Origin of the sequence: Mesorhizobium sp. B2-3-7 (genome assembly GCF_006442695.1) — a bacterium.
Classification (GTDB): Bacteria; Pseudomonadota; Alphaproteobacteria; order Rhizobiales; family Rhizobiaceae; genus Mesorhizobium.
The window spans coordinates 202061-215299 of the sequence record NZ_VFVV01000010.1 but is presented as its reverse complement, the minus strand read 5'-3'; the positions used below and the strand labels follow the sequence as shown (position 1 = coordinate 215299).

The following is a 13239-nucleotide window of genomic DNA, read 5'->3' as shown; positions in this document are numbered from 1 at the left end:
CTGATGCTGGCGCAATGCCTGGAAACTTCAGCACTTTTGGCAATTGTTTGCGCCATCCCTGCGTCTTGCGCAAGCACGACACCAAGGCGCAAGGCGAAGATGGAATTTAACCCTGCGGTGGATGGGAAAATTCGATTTCAGTTCCCGGCCATGTGGCCGGAAACCTCGGCGCCGGCGGTCCTCGGCAACACCAGGAAACGGAACGACGCCACCAGCCCGATAACGCCGATCACCAGAAAGGTGACTCGAAAATCGACGAGGTCCAGCGCCGGCTGGGCCCTGGTGATCTGCGACAGGTTGAGGATCGCCGCAGCTATCGCCACACCGAACAGCATTGCCACCTGCTGCAGCATCGAGGACAGCGTCGCCGCCGAGCTGCGCTGCGCCGCGGCGACATCGGCGAAGGCCAGCGTGTTCAGCGCCGTGAACTGCATGGAACGCGACAGGCCGGCGATCAGCATCAGCCCCACCACGAGCGCCTGCGGCGTCTGCGGCGAGATCGCCGCGCAGGCCATGATCGATGCGGACGCAATGACGCCGTTGACGACCATCACCGAACGAAAGCCGAAGTGGCGCAGCATCGGCGTCGTCACCGTCTTCATCCCGAGATTGCCGAGGAAATAGGCCAGGATCATCATGCCGGCATCGACCGGGCTCATGCCAAAGCCGACCTGGAACAAAAGCGGCAGCAGGAACGGCGTGGCGTTGATCGCGACGCGGAATATGGTGCCGGCCGCAAGCGTCGAGATGGCGAAGGTCAGCACCTTGAACGAGGACAGGTCGAGCAGCGCATGGGGCGCGCGCCGGAGATGCCGCACCGCCAACCAGCCGATGACGATCCCTGCCGCGACCAGCAGCACCGTCGGCAGCACGCCGTCGTCGGGATGCGCGATACGCTCGAGGCCGCAGAGAAGGCAAGCAAGTCCCGCCGATGTCAGGAAGAAACCCGGCCAGTCGAGTGGCTTGGGATCGGCTTCACGGTCACCGGGGATGAAGCGGGCGACCAGCGCCAGCCCGATCAGCCCAAGCGGGATGTTGATGAAGAAATTCCAGTGCCAGGAGAGATAGGTGGTGATGAAACCGCCAAGCACCGGACCAACGACAGGCGCGAACAGCGCCGGCCAGGTGATGAGCGCGGTTGCGTTGAGCAGTTCCGATTTTGACGCGTTGCGCAGCACCAGGATGCGGCCGACCGGCGTCATCAATGCGCTGCCCAGCCCTTGCGCGGCGCGCGCCGCGACGAACTCGGTGAGATTCTCGGAGAAGCCGCAGGCGAGCGAAGCCAGCGTGAACAGTGCGATCGCCATCAGGAAGATGTTGCGCGCGCCGAACCGGTCGGCGAGCCAGCCCGACAGCGGCACGAACACCGCCATGGTCAGCATATAGATGGTGATGCCGATGCTCATCGCCACCGCCGGCACGCCGAAGGAGGCGCCCATCTGCGGCAGCGACGTCGAGATGATCGTCGAATCCAAGAGCTGCATGAAGAAGGCAATGGCGACGATCAGCGCCACACGCCGCGAACTGCTGGCTGGGTCGGCTAAAACGTCAGTCTCGGGGATGGCAGTCATGACGGACCGCTTTGAACAGCATTTGGCCGGCGGCGTCCAGATCCGTGACCATTCGCGCCGGCCGGAAAAGCCGCGACGGCTTTGCCGCCAGGCTCTCCACCGATCTCGGCAAGCCGGTCAAGGCTGTGGCCGACTGGCAAAGTTGCGTCGAGGCGCCGACATCGTCGTCGAGGCCTCGCGGCTGCCGGAACCGCAGCCGCTGCTGAAGACCGAGTGGATCAAGCGTGGCACGCTGGTCGTGCCCTATGGCACGATGAGCGCGGTCCGAAATACCTGTCGCCGGTCGGCGGCGCATCGGCCGGCTTCGTGCCGCTGCAGAAGACGGTAACATCGATCCTGGCCGCCATCCGCCACAAGGCCAATCCGGTGATGCTCGATTTCCTGCCCGTCTCCGAGGGCGTCGAGGACCATGCCACGCAGACGCCGCTGGCCGTTTCGAAATGCGCCGCCATGATCGCACTGTGGCGCCGGTTGATCGCCTTCGAACTGATGGCGGCCGCCCAGGCCGTCGACCTGCGCGACGGGCAGACGCTGGCGCCGCGCATGGCCGCTATCCATAAGGCGATACGCGCGCTGGTGCCGGCGCTGAAGGAGGATCGGCCGCTCGGCATCGAAGCCGAAGCGCTTCATGCCGCGCTTGTCGATGGGAATTGGCAGCCGATCTTAGCCCAGGCCGACCTTGTCGAGGAACAGACGTAGCTCGGCCGGGTCCATGTGCACCACATGCCTGTCCTCGGGATAGACGCCGCTGTTGACGTCGGCGACATATTCGGAGAATGCGGCCACCCGCTCCGCCTGCAACCGATCATATTCAGCGGCGAAGTTGCGATAGACCTTGGAGTGTCGTGGCATGTGGCCCCGATTCTGCCCGAGGATATCTTCGGCGAACAGATATTGCGCGTCGCAACCGGTGCCCGCGCCCATCGACAGCATGATCAGCGAGGTACGCTCGGAGATCGCCTTGGCGACCTCGACCGGCACCACTTCGATTTCGGCGCCGATCGCGCCGGCGGCCTCGAGCTGTTTCACCGCTTCGAACACCTGCATGGCGGTGTCGGCGGTCTTGCCGACCGCCTTGAAGCCGCCGGTCCATGTCGCGCGGGATGGAATGAGGCCGACATGGCCGATGACGGGGATGGCATCGTCCGCCATCCGCTTTATGGTGGCGTAGCCCGCGCTGCAATAGACCGCGTCGGCGCCGGCCTTGTAGAGCCGGAAAGCCCAACGCAGGAAATCATCCGATGTGCCGATTTCGTAGAAATTGTCTCCCGGCATGGTGAACAGGCTCGGTGCCGCATCGCGGTATTGCGGGTTGAGCACGAGTTCCGGCGGCACGGAGACGATATCGACCCCTGCCCGCTCGGCAGCTTCCGCCTCGTCCAGGGTCAGCACGCGCAGCATGGTCAGCTGACGCTTGCCTTTCATGGCGCGCAGGTCGGCAACGGTCGGTCTCTTTCGGCTCATAAACGTCCCTCTTTTGCTTGCCGCGGTGCCGGATCGGTTTGCCGCGCTTTAGATCTCGATCATCACCTTGCCAGCTTCGATCTTCACCGGATAGGTCGCAAGATTGACGCAGACCGGCGCGCCCTTGGCCTGGCCGGTCTTATAGTTGAAGCGGCCATTGTGCTTTGGACATTCGATGATGTCGTCCATCACCAGCCCGTCGGCGAGATGTGCCTTCTCATGCGTGCAGAAACCGTCGGTGGCGAAGAATTCATTGTCCGGGGAGCGATAGATCGCGAAGGTTCGGCCACCGTGGTCGAAGCGGATGACATCCTCTTCCTCGACATCGTCCACCGCACACGCTTCAATCCAATCGACCATCTCTGTCTCCCGCAACCATTCGCGATCCTTATTCAGCCGCCGCCGACATGTCGAACTCATGGAATTCGCCGCGATAGGGCCTGGCCGTCGGCGGCAGCTCGCGCTTGAGGTAGTAGTCCTCGTATTTCAGCTGCCTGAGCAAGACCGGCCAGACCTCGCGATAGGCATGCCACATCGACGGGTTCGGCACGGGCAGGTCGTGCTTGATCAGCTCATGCAGCCTGGGCAGCGCATGATAGGGCACCATCGGGAACATGTGGTGCTCCACATGATAGTTCATGTTCCAGTAGATGAACCGGCTGATCGGGTTCATGTAAACGGTGCGCGTGTTGAGCCGGTGGTCGACGACATTGTCGGCCAGCCCGATATGCTGCAGCAGGCCGGTGGTCACCATGTGCCAGGTGCCGTAGAGGCGCGGCAAACCAATCAGCACCACCGGTATCCATGACCTGAGGACGACCGCGACAGCGATCGTCGCAATGTACACGGCAACATGCCACCGCGCGGCCGTCACGGCCTTTGCCCATTCCATTTCCGGAACATAGCTCTTCTCCTCGTCGGACAGCTTGCCGAACGCCTGACGCACGAGCGTCGGCAGCGAATAGCGGAAATCGAGGATGCCGGTGAAGGCCAGCGCCGCCTTCAACAGGTCCGGCGGCCGCATGACGGCGATCTCGGCGTCGCGGCCGACGATGATGGTGTCGGTGTGGTGGCGGGCATGGCTCCAGCGCCATTGCACTGGATTGCGCATCAGCATGAAGGAGGCGATGTGGTACACGACATCATTCATCCAGCGCGTGCGGAAGGCCGTGCCATGGCCGCATTCGTGCCAGCGCGAGTCACTCGACGAGCCGTATAGCACGCCGTAGACGAACAGGAACGGCACCACCCACCATGAGCCCCAGAACCAGATAATGCCGGCGGCCGAGCCCAGGATCGCAACAATCCAGATGATGGTGTCGCGGATCGCCGGCCCGTCGGAACGCTGCATCAGCTCCTTCATCACCTTGCGGGGGACATCGGTGTGGTACCATTCGGCGGAGGCCAGGCCGGTCTCGATCGCGGCCCTGGTGCTTTCACCGACCAGGCTGTAATCCCGCTTTTTTGCCATCGTCTTCACACGGGCCTCCAAACTTCTCGCACCGCTCGCAATCCGGCCCGCCGGCCGGAGGGCTTGCTTTGAATACATGTCGCGCTCATGCCGGGCCCGCCAGTCTCCGGAAATTGCCGGAGGGCCGAGGATAATCCTGTTCGGGCTGGCGGGCGATTGCCGCAATCCTGTCTTCGGCGCCGGCGATAGCTTCCCTGCCGTCCAGGACCCGGAACACGGCATCGTAGGCGCGGCCTTCGTCATGCTCCAGCCAGATCATCTCGCCGCGTTCGCGCGCGGCGAGATCGCCGAGCACATGATGCGTCGATGGCTCGATACCCAGCGCATACTGTCCGGCCTGGAAATTCTGCCATTGATAGGCGCAAGGCAGCTGGTCTTTCCGCGTCACCATTTCGAAGCCGAGGCCGAGCCGGTCGTTGACCACCGCCACTGGTACCTCGCCCTTTCCATCGGCGTCCATTTCATGCTGCCAGACCTGTTCGCTGAACCCCATTCGCGGTTCCGGCACGGTGCGGTAGCCGACCTTCTGCGCCTCATAGCGCTCGCCGGCATGGCCGGCCCAAACCACGTCGCGGATTGGCGCGAGGTAGCGCGAGCCCTCGTCAAGCAGGGGATGACTGACATTCACATGGTAGAAATACATATGCGGCGTGCGATTGAAGCCATGGTTCACGACGCGGTCGGACAGCCGGATCTCGTTGCCGCCGACATCCGCCTCGATCCGCCGGATCAGATGCAGATCCTCGCCGAACACCGCCGATTGCTGCACGATGCCTTCCGCCCACAGCACGCAGCGGTCGCCGTCCCACGCCTCACCGTAGCCGGTCAGCCGTGCCGGGATGGTGCCGACACGGCCATGCAGCGAATGGATCACGGTCTTCTTGCCGGGATAGTTGTAGTTCTCGGCCGGCACCTCTTCCCGACCCAGTATATGGTCGAGGCCGCAGGTGACCAGCAAACCGGAAAAGGAGCGTGCCCAGGCCAGCCCCCCTTCCCCCTCATAGTCGTGAAGACCGGGGTTACGAAAACCGCCCGGCGAGTGCCAGCCGATCGCCTGGCCCTTGAAGTCGCAATCGGCGATGTCGAGCGCGCGGTCGACGAGTGCGGTGAAGCGCAGGCCGGAGCCGGTGCGGAACTCCAGCATGCGGATACCGCGCTCCACCCCGTCGCCGAGCGTCATCAGCCGCACGCCGGCGAACTGCGACAGCATGCCGGAGCGTTCCGAGACCTGCCGGCGCGAGAGCGTCTTGCCGTAAAGCTCTACCATGCCGTCACTGCGCCCTCTTCATCAGAGCCGACAGGTCGGCGCCGGTGATGATGCTTTCCACGGTCAGCAGATCGGTATCGGCGACCGTCTGCTCGGCAACGATCTCGCCGCGGCGCATGACGATGATGCGGTCGGCAACCTCGAACACGTGATGGATGTTGTGGGTGATGAGCAGCACCGAATGGCCGGCCTGACGCATCTCCTTGACGAAGCGCAGCACGCCATGGGTTTCCTCGACGCCGAGATTGTTGGTCGGCTCGTCGAGGATAATCACCTTGGCGGCGAACTGCATGGCCCGCGAAATGGCGATCGACTGGCGCTCGCCGCCCGACAGCGTTGAGACCAGCGCGTCGGCGTCGAGTTTCTTCGAGATGCCGACGCGCTTCAGCAGGGAGGAGGCAGCATCGCGCAGCTTGGCGAGATCGAGCGGCGCAAACACGCCCAACCATTTGAAATTGACCGGTTCGCGGCCGAGGAAGAGGTTGCGCGCGATACTGAGATCCGGCGCCAGCGACGTATCCTGGTGGATGGTCTCGATGCCGAGATCCATCGCGTCGCGCGTCGAGCGGATCGAAACCTTCTGCCCGCGCACATAGATGTCACCGCGATCGACCGGGAAGACGCCGGAGATCGCCTTGATCAGCGTCGATTTGCCGGCGCCATTGTCGCCGAGCAGAGCCACTATCTCGCCTTCTCTCAGCGTCAGCGAGGCATTCTTCAGCGCGCGCACGCTGCCGAAGGATTTTTGCAGGTTCTGCAGCCGAAGCACTTCTTGCATCATAGTCAGCTCCTTGCCGCGTTTTTCTGCAGCAAAGCATGCAGGATGAGCATGGCGAGGATGATCACGCCGACGAAGATGTTGTAGGCGAGGCCGGGCACGCCGACGAGCACGATGCCGTTACGGATGGCGCGCAGCATCAGCGCGCCGACGATGGTGCCCAGGATGGTGCCGCGTCCGCCGGTCAGCGCCGTGCCGCCAACCACCACCATGGCGATCACTTCGAGCTCATAGCCTGTGCCGGCCACCGGCGAAGCGGCCGAAATACGAAAGGCGCTGATCATGCCGGCAAGCCCGGCCAGCACCGAGGTGGCGATGAACAGCCATATCTTGACGGCGTCCGCCGGCACGCCGCGGGCCACTGCCGCGTTGCGGTTGGAACCGATGGCGCTGATCCAGTTGCCGAGCTTGGCATAGCGCAGGACGTAGATTGCCAGCAGCGACAGGCCGACGAACCACCACAGCGAGGTGTAGAAGCGGAACGAGCCGATATTGAAGCTGCCGGCAAGCAGCGTCACGAAGAAGCCAGGCTGGTCCCACGACTTCAGCGGGAAACCCTGCGTGATGTAGAGGGCCGCGCCACGCACGATCAGCAGCATGGACAGGGTCACCAGGAATGACGAGATGCCGATCTTGGTGACGATCACCCCATTGATCGCCCCGATCGCGATGCACAGTAAAAGTCCAGCCAGAAGGGCGACGCCGATATCCACCCCGCCGTTCTGCACCAGAAGCATCACGACCACTGGCGCCAGGCCGAATACGGCACCGACCGACAGGTCGAACTCGCCGGCCGTCAGAAGCAGCGTCATGCCGAGCGCGATGATGCCGAGCTCGGGCAGGAACGCCATCATGTTGGAGATGTTGAGCGGCGACAGGAAATTGCCGTCCGCGATCGCGAATACCACGAGAAGGACGACGAGGATGATGAACGAGGAAAATTGCGGCGAGCGCATCAGCCTCGACCTGCTCCTGGCGCTTGCTGCGCCCTCTTCCGCGGTGACTGCCATGACGTTCTGAACCATGCTGTTTGCAGGCGCCCGCCGCCGGCGCGGCGGGCGTCCATTTTCACTTCTTGTCGTAGAGTTTGAGGATCGGCTCGACGCTCGACGCGTCGTAGAGACCGAAAGTGTGGATGTCGTAGCCGATTGGCTCGCCCGAGGCGGCAAGCCCGAGCAGTGCTACCGGCATGAAGCCCTGCGCCGATGGGTACTGCCAGGCCGCAGCGTTGACGAAACCGTCCTGGACGGCTTGCGCCGTCTCCTTCGAATTGCCCCAGCCGACGACCGGGATTTTGCCTGCCGGCACGCCGGCGCCGTCGAAGACCCGCTTGACGCTGGCCGCCACGGAATCGCCGAGCGCGATGATCGCCGGCGGATTGTTGGCAACCATATAGTCGGTCATCTTGGCGATGATGCCGGCCGGATCGGTGCCGCAATCGACCACGTCATATTTGATGCCGAGCGGATCGAAGACGCTGGCGATGCCTTCGGTCTCGAGCTGCTGGTAGCTTGCGCCGGGGACTTCGACCGGCAGAAAGACCTTGTCACCCTGCTTCACCATTTTGTGGTCGACAAGATACTTTGCCCAGATCGTGCCGGCCTCCTTCAGGTCGGCGCCGACATAGGCCTGCCGCCCCGTCGCCGGATCGTCGGTGTTGAAGAACACGATCGGGATGCCGGCGGCCTTCGCCGCCTTGACCTCCTCGGTCCACAGGCCAGGCTGCGCCGAGGTGGTGGCGATGCCATCGGGCTTGGCGGCAAGCGCGGAATTGAAGGCTTCCTTCTGCGCCGCCATGTCGCCGCCGCTGAAGGAGATCTTGCAGGTCACCTTGAGCTGGTCGCAGGCCTTTGTGGCGCCGGCGTTCCAGTCGATCCAGAACGCATCCGACGGGCCGCCATGCGACAGTAGATAAAAGGTCTTCTGGCCGTCCTGTGCCTGCGCGGCCGACCCGAACGCGATGCCGGCAAGCACAGTCGCGGCGGCCGCCAATTTCAATGCAAATTTCAACATTGCTTTCCTCCTTGTTTGGAGCCGTGCCGCCATGCACAGGCGGCGCGGCCGGCCGTCACAGGCCGTTGGCGCGGAACTTCCCGTCGAGGAATGTCTTGGCGCGCGGCACGTCGTCTTCCGACAGGTGCTCGATGATGACCGGAATGTTCGGGTGCTTCTCGGCAAGCCGCTGAAGATAAAGGTCGTAGTTGAGCGAGCCGAGGCCGGGCGCCGGCAGTTCGATCTCGCCGACGCCGCGGAAGGTGTGGCTTTCCATGGCATCCTCATCGCCGATGTCGGCGTGCTTTTCCGACTTGTCGCTGCCCGAGCGCTTGACGTCCTTGGCATGCGCTATCCTGATCTTGTCCGTCAACGTGTCGAACACCTGGTTCAGGATCTGGTCCATCCGGTCGATGTTGTGCGTCTCGAAATAGTTGGTCGGGTCCATCAGCAGGCCAAGGCCCGGGTGATCGACCTGCGCGAACATCTTGACCGTCTCCTCGACCGAGCCGACGACGTTGTTGACATAGGTTTCGAGCAGGAAGACCGCGCCATGGTCATAGGCCGTCTGGGCAAGATCTGATATCACCTTGCGGCATTCCTCGAACCCCTCCTCGGTCTTGTTCTTGGGGTGGTGCACCCAGTCGGATTCGGTGTTGTAGGTGCCGGTTTCCGAGATCACGTAGGGCGAGCCGAAATGGCGGGCGTTGCGGATGATCTCCTTGAGGTAGCCGACGCGCTTGTCGCGCTCTGCCTTGTCGGGATGGATGATGTTGGTGTAGCCCGACACGCAGCAGACCGGCAGGTTGTGGTCGCGGAAGACATCGCGCACGGTCTTGGCCTTGTCCTTGGTGATCTGCCCGGCGGACAGGTCGATATCCCTGAAATGCAGGTCGAGCTGCACCGTGTTGAAACCGAGCCCGCGGATCTTCTTCGCCGTCTCTTCGAGGCCGTACGGGAAATAGCCCGTGAAAATACCTGCCTGCATCATGGTGTGAATTCCTCCCTGTAAGCGATTCAGTTACCAGTGATTTCAATTGATCGGGTTTGTCGAGATTTCGGAAAGCTTGACCGTGCGGCCCGAAGCGATCGAGCGATAGCCCGCCTCTACCAGCGCCATGGTCTTGACGTTGTCGGCGACGGAAAGCGCCGGTGGCGTGCCTGTCTTCACGGCGTGCTGGAGTTGTTCCATCACGCCGATGAAAGCATGCGGGAACCACATCGTGTCCCAGCTTGGGCTGACCCACTCGCCATCCGTTGTCTCGGCCGAGGCATAGGTGAGCGTCGAGGCCGCACCGGTCGGCCAGCCGATCGTGCCCTTGGCGACGCCCTTGGTGCCGTCGACGCGCCAGTTGATGTGCTGGTCGTCCTTGTAGCCTTCTTGCCGCGGACCGGACCAGACATCCTCCAGCGACACGGCGAGCACGCCGGACGGGAAGCGCAGCGTCGAGACGGTGATGCCGTCGGTGTGTTCGAAAGTCGTGCGCGGATCCTTGCGCGTCAGCGTGGTGATCTCATCGGGATCGCCGAACAGGAAACGCAGCACGTCGAGATGATGCACGCTCATGTTGGCAAGCGTCAGCCGGTCGTACTCCTCGAGGAAGCCTTGCCAGTGCGGGATCGCATGCATGTCGATCTGCGCGAAGACGACGTCGCCGAGCGCGCCGCTGTCGATGATCTGCTTCAGCACGCGCATCGACTGGTCGTAGCGCATGTTCTGGTTGACCGAGAGGATCTTGCCCGCCTTCGCCGCCTCGTCGCGCAGCTTCACCGCTTCCTCGACCGACAGCGCCAGCGGCTTCTGCGCCAGGATCGCCTTGATGTGCTTCTGCTTCAGCGCGTGGCGGATCAGCGCCGGCTGCTGGTCCGGCGGGAAAGCCAGGTCGATGATCTCGACTTGCGGATCCTCGATCAGTCGTTCCGGCGTGTCGTGGACGGTCGGAATGCCCCAGCGCATGGCGACCTTCTGCGCATTCGCCCTTGTACGCGAAGCGATCGCCACGACAGGAAAGCCTGCTTCCTTATAGGCCGCGAGATGGCATTCAGTCATGATCATGCCGGCGCCGACGCAGCCGATCTTGAATTCGCTGGTGCGAACCTTCACGTCCGGCTCGAAGCCTTTGCCTGCCATGTCTTCCTCCCAGAATTCTGTCTTCGCGGCCGTCGTCATCTCGCCAACGCGCCTCCAGATGCTGGCAACCGGAGCCGCGGCATGCGGATCGGATCAGGCATTGGAATTCCCTCCCTCGGGGCCAATGTTTCCTCCACGAGCCCATGAGGGATATTGACGGCAGTCACGGAAGGCTGTCAACATCATGAATAATCAAAACACCTCACAATCTAGCAGAAAGGCGAAGGAATGCGTCATACCGGAATCCATACACCGCTCCTGATGCCTCGATTTGATGGGAAATCTATTTTCCCACGGCGATGCGATCCTGCCGGGCGATCTGATTTAGCCCGGCGGCTTGCGCATCGGCCAAGGCCGGATACATCATTTCCCATCAGAATCGCGGATGGCGAAGAGCAGTCGCCACCCGGCCGGCGGTCGGCATTGCGTGATCCTGATGCATTGAGGAGATGAAAGACGGTGCGTTCCACCCTGACTGACATAGCCCGGGAAGCCGGCGTTTCCGCCGCCACCGTCGACCGTGTTCTCAACAACCGTCCGGGGGTGCGGGCGCGCACGCGCGAAATCGTGCTCGAAATGGCGCAGCGTCTTGGCTACATCGCCGAAGGCGCGAACGGGGCACCTCTCAAGCCCTTGTCCGGCGATGTCATCCGGCTCGACTTCGCGCTGCCGGCCGGCACCAATTCCTTCATCAAGATGCTGCATCGCCACATCGAAGCCCAAGCCTTGGCGCGGCCGGATCTCGATGTCCATATCGCCACCATAGAGGGTTTCAATCCCGACCGGCTCGCACGCCTTTTGCAGGATCTGCGCGGCCAGACGCAGGGCGTTGGGGTCATCGCGCTCGACCATCCAACGGTGCGCGAGGCGATCCGCTCGCTGTCGGCCAACGACGTCAAGGTGGCGACAATCGCCTCCGACATCCTGCATGTGCCAAGGGTCGCGTATATCGGCATCGACAACCGCGCCGCCGGGCGCCTGGCCGGCTATCTGCTCAACCGTTTCATGGGGTCGGAACGTCCTGGCAAGGTGGCGCTGTTCGCCGGCTCGCTCTCCTATCGCGGCCATGAGGAACGCGAGATGGGATTCCGGCACATATTGGCCGAGGAATCGCCCAATCTGGAGATCGTCGAAATGCGCGAGATGCTTGACGACCGCGAAAAGGCCTATTCGGAGGCATCAGCCCTTCTGGAGCGGCACCCCGACCTGGCCGCGATCTACAATGTCGGCGCGGGCAACACCGGCATTGCCCGCGCGCTCAAGGAGCGCGGCCGTGCGATATCGATGGTTTTCCTCGGCCATGAGGTAACCGAAGGCACCAAGGAGCTTCTGCTCGACGGCACGCTCGACGCGGTCATCGACCAGAACCCGCGCGTCGAAGCGCGCGAAGCGCTCAACACCTTGACCCATGCGGTCCGGAGACTGCCTTACGAATTGCACCAGCCGAGGCTCCAGGTGATCTTCAAGGAGAACATCCCGGAGATCTGACACTCTCTGAAATGGAGCGGCGCCGGAACCCCTGCCCGTTCAGCACGCCCGCTACTGGACGGCCGCGACTTCCGCGCCGGCCGCGTCGACAAAGCTCTTGTCGATCCATTTGCCGTAGTCGATCGAGCCCTTCAAAAGCCCGGCACCGGCCATGAATTTCTCTTCGCCCTTGAGCGCCTCGATCGCATCGTCGGTCAGCCTCGGATCCTGGTGAAAGACGCCGTCCGCATAGGTCTTGCGTACCGATTTCTCCGACGACTTGGTCGCCTCGACGAATGTCTTGATCGTCTCGTCGGGATGGGCATCGGCCCAGCGCGAAATCTCGATGTCGACCTTCAGCAGCCGCTTGACCAGGTCGGGATATTTCGCCGCGAAGGCGCCGTTGACCGAAATGACGTTCGGCACGTTCCATTCCGGATGGGTGCTGGTGTCGAAGAGCACCCGTGCCTCGCCGGTGTCGACCAGCTTGGCCGCGGTCGAATCCGTTTCGACGAGGGCGTCGATGTCGCCGCGCAGCAGTGCCGGGCCGGATGCCTCGAAAGGCAGGTTCAATCCCTCGACATCACCGGTCGTCAGGCCGACGCTGTTCAGCGCTTTGCTGAAATTCGAGTGCCGCACCGTACCGGTGAGATAGGCGACCTTCTTGCCTTTGAGGTCCTGCAGCGTCTTCAGTGGAGAGTCGGATTTGACCACGATATACGAGCCGCCCGACCGCACATAGCTCGACAGGCCAATCAGCTTGACATCGGCGCCGGAGGCGGCGACGCGCAACGCGGGATTGTTGCCGGTATAGGTTAATTCGATGGCACCTGTCGCAAGCGCCGTCGTCGCCTCGGAGCCGCCATTGAAGGTGACAAGTTCGACCTTGATGCCGTCCTTGGCGAACTCCTTTTCCCACCAGCCGTCCTTCTGTGCGAGGACGAATTTGAGGTGCCCCGGCGCGGTGCTGCCGATGCGGATGAATTCGGGCTTGTCCTGCGCGAAGGCGGGCATGCCGCCAAGGCCGATGACGACGGCAATGGCGCCCTTCAGGAACAGCCGGCGAAATCCGTCGAATGCAATGTTGGACATGAGGAA

At 62.9% G+C, this 13239-nt stretch carries 12 protein-coding genes and 2 pseudogenes; 3 read left to right on the top strand and 11 right to left on the bottom strand.

Annotated elements, in window-relative coordinates:
• Positions 1 to 137: 137 nt before the first annotated feature.
• Positions 138 to 1571 carry a DHA2 family efflux MFS transporter permease subunit gene (locus FJ940_RS20820; protein ID WP_140657760.1) on the bottom strand — a complete coding sequence of 478 codons (1434 nt, stop codon included), beginning with the start codon at positions 1569 to 1571 and terminating at the stop codon, positions 138 to 140.
• Between the two features lie 37 nt (positions 1572 to 1608).
• On the opposite strand from FJ940_RS20820, the pseudogene FJ940_RS20815 reads away from it, so the two are divergent.
• Positions 1609 to 1836, top strand: a pseudogene (locus tag FJ940_RS20815) (ornithine cyclodeaminase family protein); the annotation flags it as partial.
• Positions 1836 to 2270 (top strand): annotated as a pseudogene (locus FJ940_RS20810) (aromatic amino acid lyase); the annotation flags it as partial. The pseudogenes FJ940_RS20815 and FJ940_RS20810, both read left to right, overlap by 1 nt.
• Here the strand turns inward: FJ940_RS20810 and FJ940_RS20805 are convergent.
• The 9 genes from FJ940_RS20805 to FJ940_RS20765 form a co-directional block, all read right to left on the bottom strand.
• Complete coding sequence (locus tag FJ940_RS20805; protein ID WP_140515867.1) at positions 2235 to 3035, bottom strand: 3-methyl-2-oxobutanoate hydroxymethyltransferase; 801 nt, start codon at positions 3033 to 3035, stop codon at positions 2235 to 2237. The pseudogene FJ940_RS20810 and the gene FJ940_RS20805 overlap by 36 nt on opposite strands.
• A gap of 48 nt (positions 3036 to 3083) precedes the next feature.
• A complete protein-coding gene (locus tag FJ940_RS20800) occupies positions 3084 to 3395 on the bottom strand; it encodes a MocE family 2Fe-2S type ferredoxin (RefSeq protein WP_140515869.1) in 312 nt (103 codons plus the stop codon).
• Positions 3396 to 3423: 28 nt separating this feature from the next.
• Positions 3424 to 4506 carry a fatty acid desaturase family protein gene (locus FJ940_RS20795; RefSeq protein WP_140516296.1) on the bottom strand — a complete coding sequence of 361 codons (1083 nt, stop codon included), beginning with the start codon at positions 4504 to 4506 and terminating at the stop codon, positions 3424 to 3426.
• A gap of 85 nt (positions 4507 to 4591) precedes the next feature.
• On the bottom strand, positions 4592 to 5773 hold the full coding sequence (locus FJ940_RS20790; protein WP_140515871.1) for an aldose 1-epimerase family protein: 1182 nt from the start codon (positions 5771 to 5773) through the stop codon (positions 4592 to 4594).
• Positions 5774 to 5777: 4 nt separating this feature from the next.
• Complete coding sequence (locus tag FJ940_RS20785) at positions 5778 to 6554, bottom strand: ATP-binding cassette domain-containing protein (RefSeq protein WP_140499887.1); 777 nt, start codon at positions 6552 to 6554, stop codon at positions 5778 to 5780.
• Between the two features lie 2 nt (positions 6555 to 6556).
• The gene (locus tag FJ940_RS20780; RefSeq protein ID WP_181165269.1) at positions 6557 to 7576 is read right to left on the bottom strand and encodes an ABC transporter permease; all 1020 of its coding nucleotides are present in this window, start codon (positions 7574 to 7576) and stop codon (positions 6557 to 6559) included.
• Positions 7577 to 7619: 43 nt separating this feature from the next.
• Positions 7620 to 8564, bottom strand: coding sequence for a substrate-binding domain-containing protein (locus FJ940_RS20775; RefSeq protein ID WP_140499889.1), 945 nt, complete (start codon positions 8562 to 8564; stop codon positions 7620 to 7622).
• A gap of 55 nt (positions 8565 to 8619) precedes the next feature.
• Positions 8620 to 9534: a sugar phosphate isomerase/epimerase gene (locus FJ940_RS20770; protein ID WP_140499891.1), complete on the bottom strand. Its 915-nt coding sequence runs from the start codon at positions 9532 to 9534 to the stop codon at positions 8620 to 8622.
• A gap of 42 nt (positions 9535 to 9576) precedes the next feature.
• Entirely contained in the window at positions 9577 to 10674 is a 1098-nt protein-coding gene (locus FJ940_RS20765) for a Gfo/Idh/MocA family oxidoreductase (RefSeq protein ID WP_140515873.1), read from the bottom strand.
• 459 nt (positions 10675 to 11133) lie between these two features.
• Between FJ940_RS20765 and FJ940_RS20760 the strand changes: the two genes are divergently transcribed.
• Complete coding sequence (locus FJ940_RS20760; RefSeq protein WP_140657758.1) at positions 11134 to 12162, top strand: LacI family DNA-binding transcriptional regulator; 1029 nt, start codon at positions 11134 to 11136, stop codon at positions 12160 to 12162.
• 51 nt (positions 12163 to 12213) lie between these two features.
• Here the strand turns inward: FJ940_RS20760 and FJ940_RS20755 are convergent, their stop codons facing one another.
• Positions 12214 to 13233 carry an aliphatic sulfonate ABC transporter substrate-binding protein gene (locus tag FJ940_RS20755; protein WP_140657756.1) on the bottom strand — a complete coding sequence of 340 codons (1020 nt, stop codon included), beginning with the start codon at positions 13231 to 13233 and terminating at the stop codon, positions 12214 to 12216.
• Positions 13234 to 13239 lie beyond the last annotated feature (6 nt).

Bases quoted from the DNA above. Each gene is read 5' to 3' on its own strand.
- FJ940_RS20820 (WP_140657760.1), bottom strand. From the start codon at position 1,571: ATGACTGCCATCCCCGAGACTGACGTTTTAGCCGACCCAGCCAGCAGT.
- FJ940_RS20805 (WP_140515867.1), bottom strand. From the start codon at position 3,035: ATGAGCCGAAAGAGACCGACCGTTGCCGACCTGCGCGCCATGAAAGGC.
- FJ940_RS20800 (WP_140515869.1), bottom strand. From the start codon at position 3,395: ATGGTCGATTGGATTGAAGCGTGTGCGGTGGACGATGTCGAGGAAGAG.
- FJ940_RS20795 (WP_140516296.1), bottom strand. From the start codon at position 4,506: ATGGCAAAAAAGCGGGATTACAGCCTGGTCGGTGAAAGCACCAGGGCC.
- FJ940_RS20790 (WP_140515871.1), bottom strand. From the start codon at position 5,773: ATGGTAGAGCTTTACGGCAAGACGCTCTCGCGCCGGCAGGTCTCGGAA.
- FJ940_RS20785 (WP_140499887.1), bottom strand. From the start codon at position 6,554: ATGATGCAAGAAGTGCTTCGGCTGCAGAACCTGCAAAAATCCTTCGGC.
- FJ940_RS20780 (WP_181165269.1), bottom strand. From the start codon at position 7,576: ATGGTTCAGAACGTCATGGCAGTCACCGCGGAAGAGGGCGCAGCAAGC.
- FJ940_RS20775 (WP_140499889.1), bottom strand. From the start codon at position 8,564: ATGTTGAAATTTGCATTGAAATTGGCGGCCGCCGCGACTGTGCTTGCC.
- FJ940_RS20770 (WP_140499891.1), bottom strand. From the start codon at position 9,534: ATGATGCAGGCAGGTATTTTCACGGGCTATTTCCCGTACGGCCTCGAA.
- FJ940_RS20765 (WP_140515873.1), bottom strand. From the start codon at position 10,674: ATGGCAGGCAAAGGCTTCGAGCCGGACGTGAAGGTTCGCACCAGCGAA.
- FJ940_RS20755 (WP_140657756.1), bottom strand. From the start codon at position 13,233: ATGTCCAACATTGCATTCGACGGATTTCGCCGGCTGTTCCTGAAGGGC.